We start from the raw sequence: 25,271 nt of genomic DNA, 5'->3' as shown, positions 1-25,271 counted from the left end.
CCCGCCGTGCGCCCCGCCCTGAAACCGCCCGCCCTCGACCGGCACCCCGCGCTGCGCCCCGTCGCCCGGCTGCTGCTCGCCGCCGCCCTCGTGCTCCTGGTCCTCGTCGAGAGCCTCACCCTCACCCGCAACCCCACCGAGCCGCGCGCCGCCCTGCTGACCGCGGGCATCGTCACCTGCCTGTGCGCCGTGCCCCGGCCCCGCCCCTCGCTCACCGCCCGCGCCTGGACCGCCGCCGGGGTCTCCTGGGCCGCCACCCTGTACGTCTTCGTCAGCGGGCGGCCGCTCGCCGTCTGGGGCCTGGGCGAGGCCGTCGCCCTGCTCGTGCTGCTCACCGGCGTCCTGCTGCGGCTGCCCGCCCGGCGCGCCGCCGTGCTCGGGCCGCTGCTCGCGCTCGCCTGCGCGGCGGCACCCGTGCGCGACGCCGCGCCCGGCCGCTTCACGCTCCTGTTCTCCGCCCTCGCCGCCGTGGTGAGCGCCTTTTCGCTGCTGCTGCGCGGCACGGAGGCCCAGCGGGTGCGCGACACGGAGGCCGCGCGCGCCGCCGAACGCCTCGACCTCGCCCGGGAGCTGCACGACCTCGTCGCCCACCACGTCACCGGCATCGTCGTCCAGGCCCGCGCCGCCTCCTACACCGCGGACACCGCGGGCCACGTGCCCGCCACCGCCGACACCTTCACCCGCATCGCGGACGCGGGCGACGCGGCCCTCGGCGCGATGCGCCGCCTGGTGCGCGTCCTGCGCGAGGGCGAGGCGCGCACGGCGCCCCTGCCGGGGCTCGCCGAGCTGCGCGCGCTCGCCCACTCCGGTGCCGTCGGCGGGCCGCCCGTGACGGTTGAGGTGGAACACGGCCTGGAGGAACGCCTTCCGGCCGATCTCGCGGCCACCGCCCACCACATCGTGCGCGAAGCGCTCACCAACGTACGCAAACACGCCGCCGACGCCACCGCCGTCCGCGTCACGCTGCGTCCGGCCGAGGGCGGCCTTGAGGTCCGGGTCACTGACGACGGCGCTCCGGCGCCGTCGCCCGGCCCCGGCGACCGGGGTGGGTTCGGCCTCGTCGGCCTGGCGGAGCGCGTGCGTGCCCTTGGGGGGCGGCTCACCGCGGGCCCGCGCCCGGACGGGGGCTGGGAGGTTCGCGCCGTACTGCCGTACGGGCAGGGGGAGGCGGCCTGAGTCACGGGCTCAGCGTTTCGTCTGCGGGTCCGTCGTGGCTGGTCGCGCAGTTCCCCGCGCCCCTTCGGGGCGCTTCCGCTTTGGGGCGCTGCTGACGCCGAGGCCCCGCGCTTAGTCCAACACCTCCCGCTCCTTTGTCCATGGGCGCCCCCTGCGCCCCCGGCGCATCGTGACCGTCACGAATTCCGTCCCACCAAGGGGTGCGTTCATGCTGCCGTCACAGCCGTCCGGGCCGAGCCGCAGAGCCGTCGTCGCCACCGGAGCACTCGCCTCACTGGGCGCCGCCGTGGGCGCGCCCACGGCGCACGCCGCGCCCGCCGGACCCGCCGCCGGTCCGCGCGCCGACGAGGCGGTGCTGCGCTCGGCCGCCCTCGACGTCCGCGTCGCCACCGCCTTCCCCCGCGTCGTGTCGTACACCGACCGCGCGAGCGGCGCCGTGCTGCACGCACAGCCCGACCCCGTCACCACGCTCCTCATCGACGACGAGGAACACACCCCGCAGGTCACCGCGGTGACCCGCGACGACCGCGCCGCCTACGTCCTCACCTTCGACGGCGGCACCCGCATCGACGTGGAGATCTCCGTCGAAGGCCGCCACGTCCACTGGCGCGTCACCCGCATCCGGGACACCGCGGCCCTGCGCGTCGGCACCCTCCGCGTGCCCGGCCTCGCCCTGCTGTCCGTCCGCAGCGACCAGCCCGGCGCGACCCTCCTCGCCGCCCGCGTACAGCTCGACAAGGCCAAGAGCGGCGACACCCTCCTCCGGCTCGCCGCGGACACCCCCGCCCAGGCACCCACGGGCTGCGCCTACGCCGTGCTCGCGCACGACCGGCTCGGCGGCGCCATCGAGACCAACACCGTCTACGACAAGCCCACCGCCGAGACCAGCTGGGACAACGGCCGACTGTGGCGCCAGACCCTGCGCACCGACGGCCGCACCGAAGCCCGCCTCACCCCCGGCCAGTGGACCCACCGCGCCGCCACCGCGCCCGTCGACGCCACCGAACCGCTGCCCTACGCCACCGTCGTCGTCACCGGCGACCGCAACGGCGACGGCACCGTCGACTGGCAGGACGCCGCGATCGCCTTCCGCGACATCATGGTGAACCCCCTCGGCGCCGACGAGCAGCACCTGCGCGTCGTCCCGCACATCCCCTTCAACTTCGCCTCGCAGGCCACCAACCCGTTCCTCGCCACCCTCGACGAGGTCAAACGCATCCACCTGGCCACCGACGGCCTGCGCCAGTACACCCTCCTCAAGGGCTACCAGTCCGAGGGCCACGACTCCGCGCACCCCGACTACGCGGGCAACCACAACACCCGCGCCGGCGGCCTCGACGACCTCAACACCCTGGTCCGCGAAGGCGCCCGGTGGAACAGCGACTTCGGCGTCCACGTCAACGCCACCGAGTCCTACCCCGTCGCCCGCGCCTTCTCCGAGAAGCTCGTCGACAAGAGCAACGAACAGTGGGACTGGCTCGACCAGAGCTACCGCATCGACCAGCGCCGCGACCTCGTCTCCGGCGACATCGTCAAGCGCTTCGCCGACCTGCGCCGCGAGACCCACCGGGCGCTCGACACCCTCTACATCGACGTCTTCCGCGAGTCCGGCTGGACCTCCGACCGCCTCCAGCGCGCCCTGCGCGACCAGGGCTGGACCATCACCACCGAATGGGGCCACGGCTTCGAACGCGCCGCGGTCTGGTCCCACTGGGCCACCGAGACCGACTACGGCCCCGACACCTCGCGCGGCATCAACTCCCAGCTGATCCGCTTCATCCGCCACCACCAGAAGGACGTCTTCGCCGACAAGTGGCCCACCCTCCTCGGCATCGCCCGCATGGGCAACTACGAGGGCTGGGTCGGCAAGACCGACTGGACCGCGTTCCACCGGCTGATCTGGACCCACGCGCTGCCCGCCAAATACCTCCAGGCCCACCCCATCAGGACGTGGACCGCACACGAGATCACCTTCTTCGGCGCTGGCGCCACCTCAGTGACCGACACCGACGGCACCCGCCGCATCACCACCGACGGCCACCCGGTCTACGACGACGGCACCTACCTGCTGCCCTGGGAACCCCGCCGCGCCACCGACCCCACCAAGCTCTACCACTACAACCCCCGCGGCGGCAGCAGCCGATGGACCCTGCCGAGCGGCTGGGCGGGCACCCGCACGGTGCACCTGTACCGCCTCACCGACCAGGGCCGCGTCCACGAACGCGCCCTGCCCGTCCGCGCCGGGAAGATCACCGTCGACGCCCGCGCCGCACAGCCCTACGTCGTGTACCGCACCCGCCCCCGCGCCCTGCCCGACCCCGACTGGGGCCAGGGCACCCCCCTGCGCGACCCCGGCTTCCACGCGGGCACCCTGGACGCCTGGCAGGTCACCGGGCCCGCCACCGTCGTCCGCAGCGCCCTGGGCGACCACGAACTGGTCATCGCCCCCGGCGCCGCCGCCTCCGTCACCCAGCGCCTGCGCCGCCTCGCCCCCGGCTCGTACGTCGCCTCCGTCCAGGTCGAAGTCGGCGAACGGGCGGGCGAGGAGCGCACCGCGACCCTGGAGGTCCGCACCGCCGACGGCGTCACCGCCGCGAACCGGACCGCCACCTCCACCGCGGCGAACTTCGTCGCCGCCGACCGCAAGCACGGCACCCGCTTCCAGCGCCTGTTCACCCCCTTCACCGTGCCCGAGGGCGGCGGGCCCGTACGGCTCGCGCTGCGCGCCGCGGCCGGGCGGGCCCGCGTCCGCTTCGACAACGTCCGCGTCGTGCCCGCCGCGCCCGCGCCCCGCCTGCCCCGAGGCGTCCTGTGCCGCGAGGACTTCGAGCACGTGCCCCAGGGCTGGGGGCCCTTCGTCAAGGGCGACGCCGGGGGAGTCACCGACCCGCGCACCCACATCGCGCAACGGCACGCCCCCTTCACCCAGCGCGGCTGGAACGGCAAGGCCGTCGACGACGTCGTGGACGGCGGCCAGTCCCTCAAGTCCCGCGGCGAGAACGAGGGCCTGGTCTACCGCACCGTGCCGCACACGGTCCGCTTCGTCGCCGGGAAGCGGTACCGGGTGTCCTTCCGCTACGCGAACGAGACCGCGGGCCAGTACGCCTGGATCACCGCCGTCGACACCCCCGACCCCCGCGAACTCTCCCGCGAGCCCCTCCCGGTGGCCCTCACCCCCACGACCCTCTCCTACGAGTTCACCGCGCCGGGGGAGGGCGAGGCCTGGGTGGGCCTCCGCAAGACCGGCGACGACGGGAAGGCGGAATTCGTCCTGGACACCTTCGAGGTCCGCGAGGCGTAGCCCGCACGGGGCGTCCCAGGAATCGGGAAGGGGCGGGCCAGGGGCGCCCCACGCGGGGCTACCGCAACAACCGCACCTCCGCAAGGCCCGCCACCCCCTCCACCTCCAGCACCCACACCTCGTTCGCCCCCTCCCGCAGCACCGGCCCCGGCACGTACAGCCCCCGCTGCGGCCCCACCTCCCAGTACCGCCCGAGACAGAAGCCGTTCACCCACACGAACCCCCGCGTCCAGCCGGGGAGTTCGAGGCGGGCGTCACCGGGGACGCCCACCTCGACGACGCCCCGGTACAGCCCCGGGCGGCCCCGCGCGGCGCCGCCCGCGGGCACGCCCCGCACCGCCGGCGCCTCCTCGAACGCCCCCAACGGCACCCCCACCGCCCGCACCCCGTGCACGTACTGCCGCTCGTGCAGCACCCCGCCCGTCAGCCCCTTCGCCTCCCCGAGCCGAGGCCCGTAGCTGACCCGCCCCAGCGACTCCACCCACAGCTCGACCCGCGCACCCCCGGGCACCGGGGCGGGCAGGGCGGGGGAGTCCTCGGTCAGCACCCCGGCCCGCACCCCGTCGACGTACACCACGGCCCGGTCCCGAAGACCCGGCACGCTCAGCGGATACGGCCCGCGCGGCGCGGGCAGCGTGAAGGAGTAGCGCACGAGCCCCCGGTCGACCCCCAGCTCCTCGAACGTCGGCGGCACCGCGTACTCGGCCTCCGGCCCGCCGAGCCGCGCGGCCACCGCGTCCAGCGGAGCCCACGCGTCGAGCCGCGCCACGACGGGCGCGCCCAGCGCCGCGGGAGCGGACGGCGGCTCGGGCAGCGGCTCCTCCGCGTACGCGGCGAGGACCTCGCGGAACAGCCAGAACTTCTCCGTGGGCCGCCCGCGCTCGTCGACCGGCGCGTCGTAGTCGTAGGACGTCACGTCCGGCTGCAGGACCCCGTCGTGCAGCGCGCCACCGTCCCGGTTCGCCCCCGCCCACCCGGCGAAACTCGTCCCGCCGTGCGCCATGTACAGGTTCACCGACGCCCCGCACTCCAGGATCTCCCGCAGCGCCCCGGCCGCGTCCCCCGGCTCGCGCACGATGTGCTCCGCACCCCAGTGGTCGAACCAGCCGCACCAGAACTCCATGCACATCAGCGGCCCCACAGGTCGGTGCCGCCGCAGCACGTCGAAGCCCTCCCGCGCCCCCGACCCGAAGTTCACCGTCGCCAGGACACCGGGCACGCTCCCGCCCGTCAGCATGTGGTCCTCCGGCCCGTCGGACGTGCACAGATCCGCCGTGACCCCCAGGCCGCGCAGCAGCTCCGCCAGCGCGCGCAAATACACCCCGTCCGAGCCGTAGCTGCCGTACTCGTTCTCGACCTGCACCAGGACCACCGGGCCGCCCCGGTCGTGCTGACGCGCCACGACCTGCGGAAGCAGCCGCGCGAACCAGCGCTCCACCCGCTCCAGATAGCGCGCGTCCCGCGTGCGCACCCGCGCCCCCAGCTCCCCGGTCAGCCACGCCGGAAGCCCCCCGTTGTCCCACTCGGCACAGATGTACGGGCCCGGCCGCACGATCGCCCACAGCCCCTCGCGCTGCGCCGCGTCCAGGAACCGGCCGAGCGCCTCCACGTCGTCGAACTCCCCCGGACGCGGCTCGTGCACGTTCCACGGCACGTACGTCTCCACGCAGTTGAGGCCCATCGCCCGCAGCATCGCGAGCCGGTGCCCCCACTGCGCCTCGTGCACCCGGAAGTAGTGCAGCGCCCCGGACAGCAGCCGCACCGGCCGCCCGTCCACCTCGAAGCCGTCCTCGCCCACCCTGAACCCGTTCACCCTGTCCCCTCCCGATCCGCCGACAGCCGCCACGATTGCCTCTGGCGGGCGGCCCGGTCCATGGACAAAGATCGAGCCCGATTGGACTAGGCGCCCGGACGCGAACGGACCCTTGCGGACGCGGCCGGACACGACGGACCGGGAGGGCGGCAGGGATGTACCACACCTGGATGCGGTACTTCACCCCGAGCCCCGTCCACCACCGCCTCGGCCTGGTGTGCCTCGGCGTCGGCCTCCAGCACGGCACCCTGCCCACCGTCGGCCCGCGCACCCTCGACCACCACGTCGCCCTCGTCGTCAGCGCGGGCAGCGGCTGGTTCGCCACCCCCGACGGCCGCCGCACCCCCGTCACCGCACCCGCCCTGATCTGGCTCGTGCCCGGCGTGCCCCACCACTACGGCGCCGACCCGCACACCGGCTGGGACGAGTGCTTCGTCGACTTCACCGGGCCCGCCACCGCCACCTACACCGAACTCGGCTACATCGAACCCCAGCGGCCCGTCGTCGCCCTGGCCGACCCTGCGGCCGCCCGCGCCGTCGTCGCCCGCGTCGCCCGCGCCGCCCGCCGCGGCAACCCGCTCCTGGAGGTCGAGACCGCCGCCGCCGTCCACGAACTCCTCGTCGCCCTGCGCCGCGCCCGCGCCGACCTCGCCCCCGACGGCGACCCCGTCCTGCAGGCCCTGGCCCGCGACGCCTTCCAGCCCCTGTCCATCGCCGAACACGCCGCCCGGCACGGCATGACCCCCGCCGAGCTGCGCACCGCCGTACGCCGCGGCGCCGGCTGCAGCCCCAAGGACTACCTCCTCGGCATCCGCCTCGGCCGCGCCAAGGAACTCCTCGCCGCCACCGAACTGCCCGTCGCCGCCGTCGCCCGCCGCGTCGGCTACGACGACCCCGCCTACTTCTCCCGGCTCTTCACCCGCCGCGTCGGCACGGCCCCGGTGCGCTTCCGCGCCCAGCAGGGCCGCACCGTGCCCGGCGGCTGGTCACGGCAGGTCCCCGACCCGGACGACCCGCCCATGCTCACCTCCGGCGGCCCCGGCGCGGCAACGTAGGCTCCCATGCCATGACCACGAACCACCACGCCGACCACGCCGAGCCTGCCGACCCCGCCGTGCTCGCCGAGCTGAGCCGGCTGCGCGACAGCATCGACAACATCGACGCCGCGGTCGTCCACATGCTCGCCGAACGCTTCAAGTGCACCCAGCAGGTCGGCCACCTCAAGGCCAACCACCAGCTGCCCCCCGCCGACCCGGCCCGCGAGTCCCGCCAGATCGCCCGCCTGCGCGAACTGGCCGAGAACGCCAAACTCGACCCGGCCTTCGCGGAGAAGTTCCTCAACTTCATCATCGCCGAGGTGATCCGGCACCATGAGCAGATCGCCGACGGGGCCGTGACCAGCGACGAAAGCCTCCCTGAGTGATCCCCGTCGATCTCCTGGAGATCGTTTAGGAGAGATTTAGGAGATCAACATCAGTCGGCGGTCTTCTGCGACTCCGGCCAGATCTCCGACCACCCCAGGTTGGCCGTCGCGCGAACGAACAGCCGCTGCAGCCCGTCGAGTCGGTGCTTGCGCATCGCCGGGGTGGGGCAACCGGGCCAGCAGGAGCACTTCCTCCGGCGTGGCGATGATGCTGTCGTCGTCCTCGACTTCGCTGCCCTCATGCGCGACGGCCTCGGGCGTCGGTGCCTGCTCGGCGCCGGACAAGCCGGTGAGGCGCCTCCCGTGGAGCGGGTTGACCAGGAGGTGCTTCCCGTCCACGGCCCCGGTGAGGATGCGGGAGATGAGCTGCACGCTCTCGCGGGTCGTCCGCGGTGCGCACACCAGAGTGCGCGCCCACGCCTCGACATCGAACCAGTTGAACGCGACGAGCGGCGTGTGCTTCCACTTCGGCAGGATGTGAGCCTCCAGCCGTTCCCGCCGGTTCGTCGTAGTTCGGCCGCGTGGCTTCTGGACGGCCATCCACTCCCGGGCCCACACCCCGAACTGCTTGCGCATCAGCTCAGGGTCGACCCACCGGCCCTCCCGGATCGCAGCCTCTTGAGCCTCGCCCCATTCCTCGGCGATTCGTTTCGTCGGGACCCGGGCTCTGACGGCCATGCTGGTACGTGCCCTTCCGGCGCCTTGTACCGGGCCCGTCACGTGTACTGCTTCGTCTTCTGTCCGTTGCGGACCTTGTAGACCTTCTCCGCGTAGGCCATGAGACCCTCCGCCCGCGCCGCCGTCAGCTCGCCATGAGGTGCACGACGTACCGTGCTGGGGTTCTCATCCAGTCCGGCGACCGCTCGGACTGCGAGCCCGTGATGACCTCGCCCGCGTGCCGCTTGATCAGGTCCGCGCGCACCACGCAGTGGATGCCGCCCGCGCGGTCGTTCACGACGATCGCCTCGCGCTCGTCTTCCATGTGCTCGCGCAGGCCCCCGCTCCCCGGCTGGGACCCCGACGACACCTGGGAGCCCTCCAGCAACGATGCCCACTACGCCGTCGTCGACGACCCCACCGACCCCACCGACTACTACGACCACTGACCGCCCCGCCGGGCCGCGCCCGACACCGGCCCCGCCGCGCCACTCAGGCGCGACGGGGCCTCCTCTGTCTGCACACCCAGTCCGATCCCTCCTTCGGGGTTACCGCAGACTCAGCCCTCGCTACGAGCGTCACCGGCGCCCCCTACCGGCCCAGAAGGCGGGGGTCCACGTCGCCCTGGCGGATGTTGACTTCCGTCACACCACGGTCCGTGGCCGCTCCAGCCAACCGGAGGGCTTTGCGTGTCACGGCCACGGCGATGTCCGCCGCCTTGCCGGGCGTGTCGGCCGACACCTGCACAGTGGCGCCGACGGAGAAGAAGGCGCCGGTCGGGCCGTTGGACGTGGCAGTCGGTACGATTTCGTACTGCGGTTCCGCCGCCATCGAGTCGACCATCCCCTGCTGCAGCCGCTCCCACTCACCGTCGGCAACGTCCATCAGCAGTTGTACGTCGACTTCCCAGTCACTGGCCATAGCAAGGCGCCTCCGACTACTTGGGTTTGAGGTCGGCTGTCTTGCTGACAACCTGCGTCTTGGTGCCCACGATAGGTGACACGATCTGTGCGGTGCTCTGCCCCCAGAACCGCGCACCGTACTTCACCTTCTTGCCGTTCGGGACAGGGGCGTAGAACGTCGCTTTGCCGCCACCGGTCCGCACGGTCTGGGTCTTCTTCGCCGTCGCGGCGACGAGCGGCTTCGGCGCACCCGCCCGCATCAGCTTGGAGGTGACCTTCAACTGAACCGAGGGGACGTTGCCGTAACACTGGGCGCGCGTCTTGTAGATAACGCTCTTACCCTTCTTGGACCAGTGGGGAGTGTCCGCCGTGATGTTGCAGTACGCGCGAATCGTCTTTTTGTGACCGTCCGTGCTCGGCGCGTTCAGCTGGATCCGCGTAGCGCCCTCCGCCTTCGGCGTGACGTCGTCGTCCGGCGTATCTGCGGAGCGTGATGAGACCTTCGTCGCGCCCGTTAGAGCGGGGTCGCTATTGGCGTGCGCTGCGGGAGCAAGTGTCAACGCCGGACCAAGGATTACGCAGGACGCTGTAAGCAGTGACTTGCCGAGTATGCCCCTCTTGTTCAACTTTCCATCCCTCTTTCGCGCTTGAGCGGAATTCACGATAAGCAGCTGCCACACAGGGCATCCACTAAATGCGATCGATCCAGTTCATTTACTCATCGCCGGACGCTACTCGACTTTTTGGGCTAGGTGAATCAGAAAAATCCGATATGGCGATAGGGCGCCTCTTTAACCTCTCCATCCCCTAGCGAATCGATCGCTTCATGGGGAGTCGCGAGGGGCAAGGCTGAACCCCGCCGCGCCCGTACGGCGGGGCCTTCGCCGTTCCTGCGCGATCACTGCCTGCGCGCCACTACGCTCCGGGGCTCACACCGTCCTCGGGGGGACCCATGCGCCGCACCTGCATCGCCGCACTCGCCGTCGTGTCGCTCGCGCTCGCGGGCTGCTCCAGCTCCGACGACGAGCCCGGGAAGCCGAAGTCGTCCAAGACGTTGACCGTCGACGCGGCCGAGCAGGGGCGAGCCTGCATCAAGGCCTGGATGGACACGATCGAATCGCGCCCGGACGACTTCGACCCGGAGACCGACGAGGACCCAGAGCCCGACGCGTGCTCGAAGGTGCCGGACGCGAGCCGCGAGGACATGTACATGGACGCCTTGGAGCGGGTAAACGAAGAAGGCCAGGAGGGGCTCAGGGACTGCCTGGACGATCCGAGTTGCACAAGATTCCCAGTCGGCGGCTGAGGTGTAGCAGGGCTCGGTCCCCGCTTTACGCAGTACCTTGCTGGAATGCGAGACATGCCGCCCAGGGCAGTGTTCGTCACGGTGCAAGTGAAGCCCGAGCAGCGTGAGCAAGCCCGCTTCGCCCTCCAAGCGCAAGGCATCGCCTCCGAGTTCAGCTACCGTCGGGACACTGAGGTCGAAGCCTGGTTCCAACCGCCCAGCGAGGAATGGCCACCCGCCATCGACTTCGTGTGGAACTGCTACAGCAAGGTCACCGATGCTCTTGCGGACACCCCCTTCATCGCTATCGAGCCCGGAGGCTTAGAGGGCAGCGACCTGACTAGCTGGGCTGCTTTCGACCAGCAGACGGGACGCGGGCTCGGCTTCGTCATTGACCCGACATGCGTCCGCGCCGTGCAGCTACTTGACCTCGCCGAGCTCCTCGAACACCAGGGGCTGACCAATAGCGACATCACGTGGCGTGCCGTGGGAGATCCTGAGGGCCTCGGCGAGTAGCGAGCCTCGTAACGCATCATGAGCCCAGGGAGTGTCGCTCCACCCGCTCAGCCGAGGCGACCTCCTCGATCCTGCCAATGCCCGCTCATCACACCAGCGGTGCAACAGCGGACGCGGCAACCGCACGGCATCGCATGGAAAACGGCCAGCTTCACGGCGATGGTGACGTGGGGCGACCAGGGTCTCTCCTCTGCGTTTGGAGTTCAGCGATCCGCTCCTCTGCAGCGCGGCGCAATTCCTCAACCTCACGCCTTAGCAGTGTGCGACGCCGCACGCTCCCCGTCTCTTCGGTAGGGATCAGGACGATGGGCGCCATGGTTACGATCAGGAATCCGAGGGCGATCGACGTGAAGCAGAAATCAGCGACCTCAGGCCTCGCACCTGACTCCTTGCTGGGCCCTCCGTCGTCGCAGAGCCACCGCAAAGCTAAGATCGAAGAAAGCACAAGGCAGGTGGTCAGCGCCGTCCAAACTACATACATCACCATGATCGTCGTAGGCGTCTTCGTCTCCGCCAGATGCTTGAGACCCGCCTGAGTATCGAGGGCGCCCAGTGGTTCGGGACCACGAACCCCGAGGCCCCAACCACTGGCTGAAGAAGGAGACCCTCGACCGCGCGCGCCTGCACTTGCGCCGCGACGGCACCCTCATCGAGACGCAGAATGCGGGCGCCCTGGACGTGCACCGCTTCAGCTTCGTCCTCGACGACAACCTGTCCTTGCCGACCGTGTACGTGGACTCGCTGAAGCGGTCCCATCAGGGCCTGCTCCACCGCCGGTACATCCGGGGCGAGTGGTGCCTGGCCGAGGGTGTCATCTACGACGCTTTCGACGAGGCCAAGCACGACATCGACCTGGTGCCGGACGTTGCCCGGTGGATGTGCGTGGGCCTGGACTACGGCACGGCCAACGCGTTCTCCGCGCTGCTCATCGGCATGGGCGAGGACGGGCGCCGGTACGCGGCCTCGGAGTACCGGCACGACTCGCGGGTGGCCCGCAGGCAGCTGACGGACGCGCAGTACAGCGTGGGGCTGTGGCAGTGGCTGGCCGGGCACGAGCACCGCGGGGTGAAGAGCGTCGCCCCAGAGTGGCTCTCCGCGAACCCCGACCGGCTCGCCTACCGCTACCTCAACCGGCACCGTGACAACGCGTGCTTCGCGCCGCCCGCGAACCGGCCCTCGCCGTACCGCGGCGGCGTCGTAGGACGCGTGAGCCGCTGGTTCTGGGGCAAGACCGGCGCGGCGGGACGCGATGGCACGGACGGATCTACGGGCGAGCCGGGGGCGCCCGGGACCGACGGCTCCAATGGAGGGGACGGCCCTGCTGGCCCGCCCGGACCGCAGGGCGAGCCGGGGCCGGCGGGCCCGCGTGGCGAGCAGGGCCCGCCCGGGGAGCCCGGCCGGGACGGACAGACCTACCCGGACGGGTACAGATTCCAGCCACCGGCCGACGACCCTGACGACGTCTGCGTGGACGGCAGCCTCCCACACGGCCGCAGCGGGGCGCGTGGCGGCCCGGGGCGGGGGTTGGGGGACATGCCTGTCGGCGTAGGCGGTCGCACCGACAGCGGCCATGGCGCAGGAGCAGTACCGGTCAGCTCGTGACAGTGCAACGCCCTAGGCTCACAGGGGTGATTGAAACCATCGTCTTCGACGTCGGCGAGACCATCACCCGAGACGATCGCTACTGGGGATCGTGGGCGGACTGGCTCGACATCCCCCGCCACACCCTGTCCGCGCTCGTCGGTGCTGTCGTCGCGCAGGGCCGCGACAACGCGGACGCCGTGCGCCTGGCCCGCCCCGGGGTCGACATCGCCGCCGAGTACGCGGCGCGCGAGGCTGCCGGGCACGGCGAGTTCCTCCACGAGGACGACCTGTACGACGACGTCAGACCAGCCCTCTCCGGGCTCCGTAAGCTCGGCGTGCGCGTCATCATCGCCGGGAACCAGACCGGCCGCATGGGCGAGCTCCTGCGCGACCTGAACCTGCCTGCTGACCTGATCGTGACCTCCGGGGAATGGGGAGTAGCGAAGCCTGATCCGGCGTTCTTCGCCCGGGTGCTGGACGTCGCCGAGGCGGCCCCGCGCGAGACCGTGTACGTGGGCGACCACCCCGCCAACGACCTGTATCCGGCCAAGCACGCCGGGCTGCGGGCCGCGCACATCCGCCGCGGCCCCTGGGGGCACCTGTGGGCGGACGACCCGGACGTGGTGGCGGCTGCGGACTGGCGCATCGCCAGCCTCACCGAACTGACGTCCATCATCGCTGACTGACCGGCACGGAAACGGCCCCACCTGCCCAGACAGGAGGGGCCGTTCACGTATCCGGCACGTAGTCGCGCGGGTACGGTTCGGAGTGGACGCCCCGAACTGGAGCCAGTATGCCCGCGGACAGCAAGCGCGAGGTAGGCCGCCGCATCGCGACCATCCGCCACGCGCGCCGGATGACCCAGACCGACCTCGCCCGCACCGCGTACCTCTCACTCGCCATGATCAAGAGCATTGAGCGGGGCGCCCGATCACCCAGCGACGACTCCCTCGAATCCATCGCGGCCGCGCTCGGCGTGGACCCCGGCCGCCTCATCACCGGCGACACCATTGCCCTCAGCCGCATCCGCACGGCCATCCCCGCCATCTCCGCATCCATCGCGGGATACGACATCCCCATGGGGCCGCCCCGCCGTACGCTCGCCGAGCTGCACGCCGCAGCCGACGAGGCCGTCAACTGGCGTCTCGCCGCGCAGTACACCCGCATCGCCAAGCACGCCCCCACCCTGCTCGACGACGCCCTCCGCTCCCTGCATCACACGACGGGCCCCGACCAGCAGCACGCCGCCCGCTTACTCGTCGGCATCGCGCGCGCCGCCGACGCCGTCGCCTACAAGTACGGCCACCACGACCTCTCCGCGCGCCTCATCGAGCTGATGCGCTGGGCGGCACGCCACTCCGAGGACCCGCTCGTCGAAGCCAGCACCGCCTACGTGCGCACCGAGACGTTCTTCGCCGCCCGCGCCCATGGCCCGGGCCTGCTCGCCCTGGAGCAGGCCATCGACGCCAGCCCGTCACCGTCCAGCCCAGAGGAGCACGCCGTCCGCGGCGCGCTGCACATGCGCGCCGCCGTCATCGCCGGGCGCGGGCAGGACGCGGACGCTGCGGACACCCACCTCGCGGAAGCCCGGCGCCTCGGCGACGCTGTGCCCGAAGACGAGTACCAGGGCACGGCGTTCGGCCCCGACTCGGTGCGCATCCACGAGGTGTCCGTGGCCGTCAGCCTCGGCAGCGACCAGGTCGGCCGCGCCCTTGACGTGGCCAGAGAGTGGACCCCGCCCGGCGACCTGCCGGCCGAGCGGCAGTCCAGCTTCTGGATCGAGCTCGCACGCGCGCAGCTGTGGGCCGGGCTGCCAGACGACGCCTGGGAGAGCCTGCAGGTCGCACGCCTCGTCGCTCCACAGCACACCCGTGGGCACCCTTGGGCCCGCGAGACCGCAGCCACGCTGCGGCGCCTTCGTCGTTCGGACGCTGAGGATCTGACGGCCTTCGCGGAGTGGATCGGCGCCGTCTAGGGCCCCGGGGGCGGAAGGGATACACGTTGTAGTCCTTGTGGCCCTTGTAGGCGCCCATCATCTGTCTGCCCACGGAGTTCAGGCAGATGGGAGCGGTTATGACCATGCTGAAACCGGTCGCGCCGATCAAGGCCGAGGGGCGGGTGAGCATCGCTCGTCTGCACGGCCGGGCGTGCTGGTACTGCGGCACCGTCAGCAAGCGCCTCGTACCGGCTGGGCATGTCTGCAGGGGCGGCCGCATATGGCCCACCGTGCGCTGCAGCTGGCACCTCGTGGGAGGTGCCGCGTGAGAGCCGCTGTGAGAGCACAACTGCCCTGGCTCCCGCCGGTCGGTGTGGTCTGGCACGTCGAGGCAGGCGTTGACTTCGACGCCGTCCGTACCCCTCGCACACTCGGGCTGCGGATCATCGCCACCCTGGGCAGTGAGTGCGGCGCCGTGATCTGCGACCCCTGGACACGGATCCACTACTTCCTCGTGGCCCCAGGGGCGACGGGGGGCTGGAGGTTGCCGCAGACCGTGGCGTGCGGTCGGGCCACGTACATCGTCGTGCCGCCGTTGGGCGCCTCGGAGCCGTCCCTGCACTGGACGGTTGAGCCGTCAGCGGCCCGGGTGCACACCAACGTGGACCGGCTCCGGCGCACGGTGCAGCACGTCCTGAACACCCACTGGCGGGAGGACCGTGATCATCATGCTGAGTAAGTGGCCGGTTGCTCGCTGGCTCGCACTGTCCGCCCTGGCGCGCACGGTGGGCCGATGATGGCCCCCGACCTGCCTCCGCTGGAGCAGCGCGCCGATAACGCGTACCTCATGTACCTGGATCACCTGCGCGTCTGCCCCAGATGCGGCCTGAGCTGGAAGGGGCGGCGCTGCCCGGCGGGCCTGTTCCTCAAGGGGAATCTCCGGGCCGCCCGTACGGCAGCGCGCCTGTACGAGCGCGGAAGGAAGAGCTGATGAGCGACGTGGGCCGGGGCCTGCGCCTCTTCGTGGTGCCCGCCCTCAGCACCGTCACGATCCAGCAGCGGTCCGGCACCGTGTGCGTGTGGTGCCCGCGCACCCTCGACGGAGGCGAGGGCGTAGACCTCGGCGCCCTCGGCGACTGGCACCTGCGCGCATGCCCGGCCTGTCACGAGGTCCAGGGCCGAGTCCTGGCCACGTACCTCGACTGGTACGACCACGGCATCGCGTGCCTGTACTGCCCCCTCGGCCCCTGCGAGCGCGGCAAGGAGCTCGGTGCCCAGCACCTCGCCGCGCGGGAGCAGGCCGGGAAGCCGGAGCTGTCGTGCGTGGGCTGCCGGACCCCCATCGCCCCTGGTGAGGCGATCCGCCCGCATCTCTGGCAGGGCTTGGGCGGGCCGGTGTTCTCCTACCTCCACGCCCGCAGGTGCCCGCAGTAGGGCGTCAGCGGACGAGGCCGGCGAGCGACATGTCCAGCACCCGGGCGATACGCGACGGCGTGGACAGCGCGGTCTCCTCGCCGACCTCAACGCGCTGGAGGGTGCCGCGGCTTACGCGGGCCGCCATCCACAACGCGTCCTGGGTGAGGTTCCGCTCCACGCGCGCGTCCCGGACGGCGGCGCCGCCGGACCGGCGGGGGCATCCGCCACCACGAGACCATCGCGAACGAGAAGGCCCGAGCGGCGCACGCCCCCGCGCACAAGCCCCTCCCCGGGCGGGCCACCCCCTGCCAGGCGCCCCGCCGCATCAGGCACCATGGCCAGATGCCCGCACTGACGCGCGACGAAGCGCAGACCCGAGCCCAGCTCCTCGACGTCCGGCGGTACGAGATCGCCCTCGATCTCACCACCGGCGAGGAGACCTTCGACTCCCGCACGGCGATCACCTTCACCGCCGCCGCGGACGGCGACACGTTCGTCGAGTTGAAGCCCGCGCACCTGCGCTCCGTCACGCTCGACGGCACCCCCCTCGATCCGGGCACCCTGGCGGACAACAGGCTCCCCCTGACTGGCCTCACCGCGGGCGAACACCGGCTCACCGTCGACGCCGCCATGCGCTACTCCCGCACCGGCGAGGGCCTGCACCGCTTCACCGACCCCACCGACGGCGAGACGTACGTCTACACCCAGCTCTTCCTCGACGACATCCAGCGCGTCTTCGCCGCCTTCGACCAGCCCGACCTGAAGGCCGTCTTCCAACTGGCCGTCACCGCCCCCAAGAGCTGGACCGTCCTCGCCAACAGCGTCACCGAGCACACCGGCGCCGGCACCTGGAAGGCCGCCCCCACACCCCCGCTGCCCACCTACCTCGTCGCCGTCGCCGCGGGCCCCTGGCACTCCGTGCGCACCGAACACCGCGGCCTGCCCTTCGGCCTCCACTGCCGCCGCTCCCTCGCCCCCCACCTCGACGCCGACGCCGACGAACTCCTCGACGTCACCCGCGCCTGCTTCGACCGCTACCACGAGAAGTTCGCCGAGCCCTACCCCTTCGACTCCTACGACCAGGCGTTCGTCCCCGAGTTCAACGCCGGCGCCATGGAGAACCCCGGCCTCGTCACCTTCCGCGACGAATTCGTCTACCGCTCCGCCGTCACCGACACCCAGCGCCAGACCCGCGCCATGGTCGTCGCCCACGAGATGGCCCACATGTGGTTCGGCGACCTGGTGACCCTCAAGTGGTGGGACGACATCTGGCTCAACGAGTCCTTCGCCGAGTACATGGGCTACCAGACCCTCACCGAAGCCAGCCGCTTCGGCGACACCTGGGTCGACTTCGGCGTCGCCCGCAAGTCCTGGGGCTACGACGCCGACCAGCGCCCCTCCACCCACCCCGTCGCCCCCGCCCCCGACGCCGTGCCCGACACCGCGTCCGCGCTGCTCAACTTCGACGGCATCTCCTACGCCAAGGGCGCAAGCGCCCTGCGCCAGCTCGTCGCCTGGCTCGGCGAGAAGGACTTCCTCGCGGGCATCAACGCCCACTTCGCCCGCCACAAGTTCGCCAACGCCACCCTCGCCGACTTCATCGACAACCTCGCCTCCGCCACCGACCGCGACGTCCACGCCTGGGCCGAGGCCTGGCTGCGCACCACCGGCGTCGACACCTTCACCCCGACCGTCAGCCACAGCGGCCGCGCCTGGACCCTGCGCCTGGACCGCGACGGCAGCCGCCCCCACCGCGTCGCCGTCGGCGTCTACGACCGCGACCTCTCCGACGGCCGCCAGCTCGTCCTGCGCGAACGCTACGAGACCGACCTGCCCGAACAGTCCCCGCCCACCCCGCGCGACGGCGGCTGCCCCGCCCTCATCGTCCCCAACGACCACGACCTGACCTACGCCAAGATCCGCCTCGACCCGGTCTCCCAGGACACCGCCCTGCGCTCCCTGTCCAGCGTGCCCGACCCGCTCACCCGCGCCGTCCTGTGGAACGCGCTGCGCGACATGGTCCGCGACGGCGACCTCGAACCCGCCGTCTACCTCGACACCGCCCGCACCCACCTGCCCGCCGAGACCGACCTCGCCCTCGTCTCCGGCGTCCTCACCTTCGCGGGCGCCGTCATCGCCGACCAGTACACCCCGCGCGCCCGGCGGCCCGCCGCCCTCGCCACCCTCGACGCCCTGTGCCACGACATCGTCCGCCACACCGAGGACGGCTCCGACCCCGGCCTGCGCCTCATCGCCGTACGCGGCCTCATCGACGCCGCCCCCCAGGCCGAGCCCCTGCACACCTGGCTCGCCCAGGGCGCCGTACCCGGCGGCCCCGAACTCGACCCCGAGCTGCGCTGGCGCGCCCTCGCCCGCCTCGCCGTCCTCGGCGAGGCCGACGAGGACACCATCGCCGCCGAACTGCGCCGCGACCCCAGCGCCACCGGCCAGGAAGGCGCCGCCCGCTGCCGCGCCGCCCTGCCCCACCCCGACGCCAAACGCCGCGCCTGGGACGCCCTGTTCACCACCGACGCCCTGTCCAACTCCCTGTTCATCGCCACCGCCCAGGGCTTCTGGCAGCCCGAACAGGACGACCTCGTACGCCCCTACCTGGCCCGCTACTTCGACGACGCCGTCGACCTCGCCGCCCGCCGCGGCCCCGCCATCGCCGACGCCACCGGCCGCCACGCCTTCCCGTCCGCCGTCGACGACGAGACGCTGCGCCTCGGCGAGGCCTGCCTGGCCCGCACCGACCTCACCCCGGCGCTGCGCCGCCGCCTCGCCGACCAGCTCGACGACCTGGCCCGGGCCCTGCGCGTGCGCCGCAAGGCCGAACAGAGCTGACCCCGCCGCTCGGCCTAGGACCGACGCCCTAGGCCGAGCTCCGCCCTCCCGACGATCCGGAGAACCCCTCCGGTTGCCTAGGGTCGTGCACACAGCGGACCGGACCAACGGCCCGCCCCACCCGCACACCCCAGGAGCCCACCATGATCGTCGTCAGCGGAGCCACCGGAAACGTCGGCAACGCCCTCGTCCACCAGCTCACCGCCACCGACACCCCCGTACGCGCCCTCGTCCGCGACCCGAACCGCGCCCACCTGCCCGCCACCGCCGACGTCACCCGCCTCACCGTCAGCGCCGAACCCGCCGACATGACCGCCCAGTTCGACGGCGCCGACGCCCTCTTCCTGCACGCCTCCGTCACCGGCGACCACACCACGGCCTTCCTCGCCGCCGCCCGCACCGCCGGCGTCCAGCACGTCACCGTCCTGTCCAGCATCGCCGTCGAGGACGCACCCGACGAACACGAGTCGTTCATCCACACCTGGCACCACACCCTCGAACAGGACGTCCGCGACAGCGGCCTCGACTGGACCTTCCTGCGCCCCGGCGCCTTCGCCACCAACACCCTCCAGTGGGCCCGCCAGATCCACGCCGGCGACACCGTCCGCGGCCCCTACGCCCGAGGCGTCAACTCACCCATCCACGAGGCCGACATCGCCGCCGTCGCCCGCCACAGCCTCCTGGAACGCCACACCGGCGCCGCCCACGTCCTCACCGGCCCCGAAGCCATCACCACCGAGGAACAGATCGCCGCCCTCGCCCACGCCCTCGGCCGCCCGCTCACCTACACCGAAATACCGCCCCAGGACGTCGTCCCCGACATGTTCCCCCTCATCCCCGCCGACCTGGTCCCCGGCTTCGTCGCCTCCCTCGCCACCACCGTCGACACGCCCCCGCCCCTGACCAACACGGTCCAGACCATCACGGGCACCCCGGGCCGCACCTACGCCCAGTGGGCCCAGGACCACGCGGACGACTTCCGTACGACGAACTGAGCGCCCGCACCAGCAACCACCGAGCCCGTCCGGCACTTGAGGACGAGGCGCACAGCGCCGCTACGGCGCCCCGGCCCCTGGAGGAGCGGGCCGGGGCAGCCCCCCGGCGTTCGGAAAGAGCGGACCGGGGCAGCCCCCCCCGCAAGGCCCGGCGCAGCCCCTAGCACCTCCACCCCGTGCAGACACGATTTCCCCGCACAGCCGTACCCCTTTCGGGTTCCGAAACCCCCACCCCACCGCACACCCCACCCCCACCCACCAGGCTGGTGCCCCCGTCCGCCCACCGGAGGTCACCACCCATGCGCACCCCGCCGCCCCTCGCCGGGGGCGCCCAAGGCCCCGACGCCCTCCAACCCCTGCTCACCGTCGCCCTGGACGCCCTCCGCGAAGGCGCGGCAGCCCGCGGCGGCCCCCTCCCACCCGGCGGCCCCACCACCGTCGCCGCCCGCGTCCACGCCGCCGCCCACCCCCTGCTGCCCACCCACGGCACCGGCGCCCACACCGCCCTGCGCACCCTCGTCCACGCCACCGCCCACGGCGCCGCCGACCCCGCCGAACCCCTCTGCGCCGCCCATCTGCACTGCCCGCCGCTCGCCCTCGCCGCAGCCGCAGACCTCGCCGCCTCCGCGCTCAACCCCTCCCTCGACTCCTGGGACCAGGCCCCCGCCGCCTCCGCCCTCGAAACCCTCCTCACCACCACCCTCGCCACCGAGGTCCACGGCCGCGGCGACGCCCTCATCACCACCGGCGGCACCGAATCCAACCAACTCGCCCTGCTCCTCGCCCGCGAACGCGCCACCGCCCACGGCCGCACCCTGCGCATCCTCACCGGCGCCAACGCCCACCACTCCCTGCACCGCGCCGCCTGGCTCCTCGGCCTGCCCGCCCCCCTCACCCTGCCCGCACCCACCGGCGTCCTCGACCCCCACGCCCTCGCCACGGCCCTCACCGAACACGCCACCCACCCCGCCGACCTCCTCGTCACCGCCACCGCGGGCACCACCGACGCCGGCCTCATCGACCCCCTCACCACCATCGCCGACCTGTGCGCCACCCACGGCGCCCGCCTCCACATCGACGCCGCCTACGGCGCCGGACTCCTCTTCAGCGACACCCACCGCACCAAACTCCACGGCCTCGACCGCGCCGACACCGTCACCCTCGACCTGCACAAACTCGGCTGGCAACCCGCCGCCGCCGGGATCCTCACCGTCCGCGACCCCACCGACACCCACGCCCTCACCCACCGCGCCGACTACCTCAACGCCGACGACGACACCGAAGCAGGCCTGCCCGACCTCCTCGGCCGCTCCCTGCGCACCACCCGCCGCCCCGACGCACTCAAGATCGCCATCACCCTCAAGGCCCTCGGCCGCACCGGCCTCGGCGCCCTCGTCGACCACGTCTGCGACCAAGCCCGCCGACTCGCCGACGCCATCGCCGCCCACCCCCGCTTCGACCTCTACGCCGCCCCCACCATCAGCACCGTCCTCTTCCGGCCCACCCACGCCGACGACGACCACATCGCCCACATCCGCCGCACCCTCCTCACCGACGGCACCGCCGTCCTCGGCCGCGCCCAACTCGACGGCCGCCGCTGGCTCAAAGCCACCCTCCTCAACCCCCACACCACCCCCGACGACCTCACCACCCTGCTCAAGCTCGTGGAAGGAACCACCCCCCGATGACCCCGACCCGCCCACCAGGCACCCCCGACCAGGCCACCCAGCCACCCACCACCCCCGACAACCCCCGCGACCTGGTCGGCATCGGCATCGGCCCCTTCAACCTCTCCCTCGCCGCCCTCGCCCAACCCCTCGACCTCGACACCGCCTTCTACGAACAGCGCCCCGCCTTCCACTGGCACCCCGGCCTCCTCATCGACGGCGCCACCCTCCAAGTCCCCTTCCTGGCCGACCTCGTGACCCTCGCCGACCCCGCCAGCCCCTGGTCATTCCTCAACTACCTCAAGACCCGCGAACGCCTCTACCCCTTCTACTTCGCCGAGCGCTTCCACATCCAGCGCGCCGAATACGACGCCTACTGCCGCTGGGTCAGCGACAACCTCCCCCAGCTCCACTACGGCCACCAGATCGACGCCGTCCGCTGGAACCCCGAACACGACCTGTTCGACATCGACTTCACCCAACTCGACGCCGACGGCGAAGCCGAAGCCCTCGGCCGCACCCACGCCAAGAACATCGCCCTCGGCATCGGCACCGCCCCCCACGTCCCCGAACCCCTCAAGCCCCTCGCCGACGCCCCCACCGTCCCCGTCATCCACGCCGCCGACTACCTCCTGCACCGCGACCGCTTCCTCACCGCCGACCACATCACCGTCATCGGCTCAGGACAGTCCGGCGCCGAAGTCTTCCTCGACCTGCTCCGCCACCGCCCCCCGGGCGCCGAAAAACTCCACTGGCTCGCCCGCACCCCCGCCTTCGCCCCCATGGAGTACTCCAAGCTCGGCCTCGAACACTTCACCCCCGACTACACCCGCTACTTCCACGCCCTGCCCGAAACCGTCCGCGACCAGCTCGTCCCCGGCCAGTGGCAACTCCACAAAGGCATCGACGCCGACACCATCGCCGCCATCCACGACGAGCTCTACCAGCGCACCCTCCACGGCGGCTGGCCCGACGCCGTCCTCACCCCCGGCGTCAACGTCCGCACCGCGGGACGCGTCGCCACCACCCGCGTCGAACTCCACCTCGAACACGTCGAACAAGGCACCCGCACCCGCCTCACCACCGACGCCGTCATCCTCGCCACCGGCTACCGCGAACGCCCCCTCGACCGCCTCCTCGCCGGACTCACCCCCTACCTCCGCCGCGACTCCGCCGACCGCCCCCGCATCGACGAACACCACCGCCTCACCCTCGACCCCTCCATCACCGGCACCATCTACGTACAGAACGCCGAACGCCACACCCACGGCGTCGGCGCCCCCGACCTCGGCCTCGCCGCCTGGCGCAGCGCCGGCATCCTCAACTCCCTCACCGGCAAAGAGCCCTACCCCCAGCCCCAGCGCACCGCCTTCACCCACTTCGGACTCCACCAGGCGGCGCACCGCGCCACCCCCCGCCCCGGCGGAGAACAACGCGGCACCCTCGTCCACCTGAAGAACTGACCCCACCACCCCGGGCCTTCAGCCCCCGGCCACCTCCGCCAACGCCCCCACCGGCGCCACCACCCGCCCCGACCGCGGACACGACCACACCGCCACCCTCCCGACCACCCGCGCACCCAACGGATGCCCCAGCGGATGGTCGGGACACTCCGGCCACGTCGCCGGCAACAACAACGCCGCCAACGCCTCCACAGCCCAGTCCTTCACCTGCTCCGCCAACTCCACCACCTGCTCCGCCGCACCCACCCCCGCAGGCACCGAAACCCCCACCCCCGAACCATCCGCCTCATACAGCATCACCAGCGGATCCCCGTCGAAGTCCAACTCCTCACGGACGATCGGCTGCACCGCACACGTGGCCGACAAATCACGCCGCACCACCGCCAGCGCGGCCGCAAGATCCTCATGCATCGCAACAACCCCCACCTCAGAAAACCGGAATCCCCGCACGCGTCAACCGCCAGTCCACCCGCGCGAATTCCACCGGATCGACCGTGCCCTTCGCCTTCACCCACGCAATGATCGTGTTACGGATCTCATCCGAATGCGCCCACACCTGCTTCGCCCTCGCCACATGCGGGAAATTGCCACCCCCGCTCGCCCGGTAGTTGTTCACCGCCAACACGAACTCGGCCGCCGGATCCACCGGCTTCCCCCCGAACCGCAACCCCACGATCCGCGAACCCACCGGCTGCGCGATGTCCACGTCGTACGCGACCCCGTACAACGCGTCATAGTTGTAGTCCGGCACCCCCTCCGCATTCGTCAGCCCCGCCGGATCCACCGGTGCGTCCGGCGCCGTCCGCACGTAATACCGCGCCGAGAACTCCAGATAGTCCTTCAACTGCGCACCCGTCATCACACGCGCCTCCAGCGTGTTCTCGAACGGATACAGACCCGCCGCGTCCCGGATCGTCACCTCACCCGCCGGAATGCCCGCCGTACGCGAGAAACACGACGCCTGCGACACCACAGGAAGCTTCCCGTACGCACCACCCGCGAGCGCCGCCCGCACCGTCTCCGCCTGCACATGACTGATCAGATCAATGATCGGCACATCCTTGTACGGACCCTCCGCCGTACTCATCGCCGCCTTCGACGTACCGATGACCTGATTGACGTACCCCACGACCTTCCGGTGCTCACCCGCCAACAACCGCGTAATGCGCTCGTCCTCCGCCACCGCGTTGGAGTTCAGGACCTTCGCCCCCACCTTCTCCACCCGCCAACGACCCTTCGACCACACCACGTCGAAGTCGAACAACGTCAACCGCTGCCCCCACTTCAACGGCTCCGAAAGCACCACCTTCCGGCCCGTCACCTCGTTCTCGACCACATACTCCGCAATCTCCGTGTGCGCGTGCCCCACCAGAATCGCGTCGATCCCCGGCACCTGCCGCGCCACCAACGCCGCCGCGTTCTCCACGTACGGCAACTGATCCCCGTACGACGACGTACCGCTCGACCCCGAATGCGCCGACACGATCACCACGTCCGCACCCATCGAACGCAGCCGCGGCACCCACTTCGCCGCCTGCTCCTCAAGCCCCGGAAACGTCATCTTGCCCTGAACGTGCGCCTTGTCCCAGATCGCGATCCCCGGATTCGTTAGACCGAGCACCGCCACCCGCACATCCCGGCCGTGCGGCGTCCGCAACCGATGCATGCTGTACGGCGGAAAAGCAGGACGCTGCGACTTCGCATCCAACGCGTTCGCCCCAAGCAGCGGAAAATCACACTGCTCCTGGAACTTCCGCAACACCGGAATCCCATAGTTGAACTCGTGATTCCCGAGCGCCGCCGCGTCATACCCGATCGCGTTCATCGCCCGCGCCATCGGATGCACCGGACCCCGCGCCGCGGTGATCGGATCCACCTTCGCGTAGTAGTACGACAACTGCGTACCCTGAATCGTGTCACCCGCGTCGATCAACAGCGTATTGCGACGCCCCTTCTCCGCACGCACCTGCGACACCAACGTCGAGACCTTCGCCAGCCCCACATCGTTGTGGTCCTTGTCGTCGAACTCCCGGTCCGTGAAGTAATCCCAGTTGAAGACGTTCCCGTGCAGATCCGTCGTCCCCATCACCGTGAACGAGTACCGTCGCGGCTGCTTTCCCGGCCCAGCGGCGGGCACCGCCTCGGCGGACGCCGCGGGGCCCACGAGCGCCACCCCCGCACCCGCGGCGGCGGAACTCCCCAGGAAAGACCTTCTGTCGATCGGCATGACGACTCCTTCATGAACCTTCGTGATCTACGCGCGCGCTGGCGACGCGCGTAGATTCTGGCTCAG

General features: G+C 71.7%; 24 protein-coding genes and 1 pseudogene. 17 read left to right on the top strand and 8 right to left on the bottom strand.

Translation table 11 applies throughout. The features are described from left to right. Positions 1-6 precede the first annotated feature (6 nt). A complete protein-coding gene (locus MQV74_RS11870; RefSeq protein ID WP_242716705.1) occupies positions 7-1,176 on the top strand; it encodes a sensor histidine kinase in 1,170 nt (389 codons plus the stop codon). Positions 1,177-1,384: 208 nt separating this feature from the next. Further along, positions 1,385-4,477: an endo-alpha-N-acetylgalactosaminidase family protein gene (locus tag MQV74_RS11865; RefSeq protein WP_242716703.1), complete on the top strand. Its 3,093-nt coding sequence runs from the start codon at positions 1,385-1,387 to the stop codon at positions 4,475-4,477. Between the two features lie 58 nt (positions 4,478-4,535). On the opposite strand, the gene MQV74_RS11860 is transcribed toward MQV74_RS11865, so the two are convergent. Further along, positions 4,536-6,290, bottom strand: coding sequence for a glycoside hydrolase family 35 protein (locus MQV74_RS11860; protein ID WP_242716701.1), 1,755 nt, complete (start codon positions 6,288-6,290; stop codon positions 4,536-4,538). 155 nt (positions 6,291-6,445) lie between these two features. Between MQV74_RS11860 and MQV74_RS11855 the strand changes: the two genes are divergently transcribed. After that, on the top strand, positions 6,446-7,345 hold the full coding sequence (locus MQV74_RS11855; RefSeq protein ID WP_242716699.1) for a helix-turn-helix domain-containing protein: 900 nt from the start codon (positions 6,446-6,448) through the stop codon (positions 7,343-7,345). Between the two features lie 11 nt (positions 7,346-7,356). Continuing rightward, the gene (locus MQV74_RS11850) at positions 7,357-7,713 is read left to right on the top strand and encodes a chorismate mutase (RefSeq protein WP_242716697.1); all 357 of its coding nucleotides are present in this window, start codon (positions 7,357-7,359) and stop codon (positions 7,711-7,713) included. A gap of 36 nt (positions 7,714-7,749) precedes the next feature. On the opposite strand, the gene MQV74_RS11845 is transcribed toward MQV74_RS11850, so the two are convergent. Beyond that, entirely contained in the window at positions 7,750-8,289 is a 540-nt protein-coding gene (locus tag MQV74_RS11845) for a hypothetical protein (protein WP_242716695.1), read from the bottom strand. 226 nt (positions 8,290-8,515) lie between these two features. Then, the gene (locus MQV74_RS11840) at positions 8,516-8,695 is read right to left on the bottom strand and encodes a hypothetical protein (protein ID WP_242716693.1); all 180 of its coding nucleotides are present in this window, start codon (positions 8,693-8,695) and stop codon (positions 8,516-8,518) included. Between MQV74_RS11840 and MQV74_RS40755 the strand changes: the two genes are divergently transcribed. Further along, positions 8,694-8,819 (top strand): hypothetical protein, encoded by a 126-nt coding sequence (locus MQV74_RS40755; protein ID WP_278194133.1) that lies wholly within the window; start codon positions 8,694-8,696, stop codon positions 8,817-8,819. The genes MQV74_RS11840 and MQV74_RS40755 overlap by 2 nt on opposite strands. A 142-nt stretch (positions 8,820-8,961) precedes the next feature. Here the strand turns inward: MQV74_RS40755 and MQV74_RS11835 are convergent, their stop codons facing one another. Beyond that, positions 8,962-9,291, bottom strand: a complete 330-nt coding sequence (locus tag MQV74_RS11835; protein ID WP_242716691.1) for a hypothetical protein — start codon at positions 9,289-9,291, stop codon at positions 8,962-8,964. A gap of 16 nt (positions 9,292-9,307) precedes the next feature. Further along, a complete protein-coding gene (locus tag MQV74_RS11830) occupies positions 9,308-9,898 on the bottom strand; it encodes a hypothetical protein (RefSeq protein ID WP_242716689.1) in 591 nt (196 codons plus the stop codon). Positions 9,899-10,224: 326 nt separating this feature from the next. Between MQV74_RS11830 and MQV74_RS11825 the strand changes: the two genes are divergently transcribed. The 8 genes from MQV74_RS11825 (at position 10,225) to MQV74_RS11790 (ending at position 16,027) form a co-directional block, all read left to right on the top strand. Further along, positions 10,225-10,578, top strand: coding sequence for a hypothetical protein (locus MQV74_RS11825; protein WP_242716687.1), 354 nt, complete (start codon positions 10,225-10,227; stop codon positions 10,576-10,578). Positions 10,579-10,623: 45 nt separating this feature from the next. Then, positions 10,624-11,073, top strand: coding sequence for a hypothetical protein (locus tag MQV74_RS11820; RefSeq protein ID WP_242716685.1), 450 nt, complete (start codon positions 10,624-10,626; stop codon positions 11,071-11,073). Between the two features lie 552 nt (positions 11,074-11,625). Further along, positions 11,626-12,675: a hypothetical protein gene (locus MQV74_RS11815; RefSeq protein WP_242716683.1), complete on the top strand. Its 1,050-nt coding sequence runs from the start codon at positions 11,626-11,628 to the stop codon at positions 12,673-12,675. Between the two features lie 26 nt (positions 12,676-12,701). Further along, positions 12,702-13,343: an HAD family hydrolase gene (locus tag MQV74_RS11810; RefSeq protein WP_242716681.1), complete on the top strand. Its 642-nt coding sequence runs from the start codon at positions 12,702-12,704 to the stop codon at positions 13,341-13,343. 107 nt (positions 13,344-13,450) lie between these two features. Beyond that, positions 13,451-14,632, top strand: coding sequence for a helix-turn-helix domain-containing protein (locus tag MQV74_RS11805; RefSeq protein WP_242716679.1), 1,182 nt, complete (start codon positions 13,451-13,453; stop codon positions 14,630-14,632). 286 nt (positions 14,633-14,918) lie between these two features. Beyond that, entirely contained in the window at positions 14,919-15,332 is a 414-nt protein-coding gene (locus tag MQV74_RS11800) for a hypothetical protein (protein ID WP_242716676.1), read from the top strand. A gap of 54 nt (positions 15,333-15,386) precedes the next feature. Continuing rightward, a complete protein-coding gene (locus tag MQV74_RS11795) occupies positions 15,387-15,584 on the top strand; it encodes a hypothetical protein (RefSeq protein WP_242716674.1) in 198 nt (65 codons plus the stop codon). Continuing rightward, positions 15,584-16,027 carry a hypothetical protein gene (locus MQV74_RS11790; RefSeq protein ID WP_242716672.1) on the top strand — a complete coding sequence of 148 codons (444 nt, stop codon included), beginning with the start codon at positions 15,584-15,586 and terminating at the stop codon, positions 16,025-16,027. Before MQV74_RS11795 ends, MQV74_RS11790 begins: the two co-directional genes overlap by 1 nt. A 4-nt stretch (positions 16,028-16,031) precedes the next feature. Here MQV74_RS11790 and MQV74_RS40750 read toward each other — a convergent pair. Further along, positions 16,032-16,190 (bottom strand): annotated as a pseudogene (locus MQV74_RS40750) (hypothetical protein); the annotation flags it as partial. Between the two features lie 161 nt (positions 16,191-16,351). On the opposite strand from MQV74_RS40750, the gene pepN reads away from it, so the two are divergent. The 4 genes from pepN (at position 16,352) to MQV74_RS11770 (ending at position 22,978) form a co-directional block, all read left to right on the top strand. After that, positions 16,352-18,853 (top strand): aminopeptidase N, encoded by a 2,502-nt coding sequence (gene pepN / locus MQV74_RS11785; RefSeq protein WP_242716670.1) that lies wholly within the window; start codon positions 16,352-16,354, stop codon positions 18,851-18,853. 143 nt (positions 18,854-18,996) lie between these two features. Continuing rightward, the gene (locus MQV74_RS11780; RefSeq protein WP_242716668.1) at positions 18,997-19,848 is read left to right on the top strand and encodes an SDR family oxidoreductase; all 852 of its coding nucleotides are present in this window, start codon (positions 18,997-18,999) and stop codon (positions 19,846-19,848) included. Between the two features lie 299 nt (positions 19,849-20,147). After that, a complete protein-coding gene (locus MQV74_RS11775; protein ID WP_242716665.1) occupies positions 20,148-21,536 on the top strand; it encodes a pyridoxal phosphate-dependent decarboxylase family protein in 1,389 nt (462 codons plus the stop codon). Further along, positions 21,533-22,978: a lysine N(6)-hydroxylase/L-ornithine N(5)-oxygenase family protein gene (locus tag MQV74_RS11770; protein WP_242716663.1), complete on the top strand. Its 1,446-nt coding sequence runs from the start codon at positions 21,533-21,535 to the stop codon at positions 22,976-22,978. The genes MQV74_RS11775 and MQV74_RS11770 overlap by 4 nt, the downstream gene beginning before the upstream one ends. Positions 22,979-22,996: 18 nt before the next feature. On the opposite strand, the gene MQV74_RS11765 is transcribed toward MQV74_RS11770, so the two are convergent. Further along, entirely contained in the window at positions 22,997-23,389 is a 393-nt protein-coding gene (locus tag MQV74_RS11765) for a hypothetical protein (protein ID WP_242716661.1), read from the bottom strand. A gap of 16 nt (positions 23,390-23,405) precedes the next feature. Further along, positions 23,406-25,205 carry a bifunctional metallophosphatase/5'-nucleotidase gene (locus MQV74_RS11760; protein WP_242716659.1) on the bottom strand — a complete coding sequence of 600 codons (1,800 nt, stop codon included), beginning with the start codon at positions 25,203-25,205 and terminating at the stop codon, positions 23,406-23,408. Positions 25,206-25,271 lie beyond the last annotated feature (66 nt).

This window comes from Streptomyces sp. AN091965 (assembly GCF_022698285.1).
In the GTDB taxonomy this organism is placed as follows: domain Bacteria; phylum Actinomycetota; class Actinomycetes; order Streptomycetales; family Streptomycetaceae; genus Streptomyces.
Note: the sequence above shows the minus strand (reverse complement) of the source record. Positions and strands in the feature narration are given on the sequence as shown.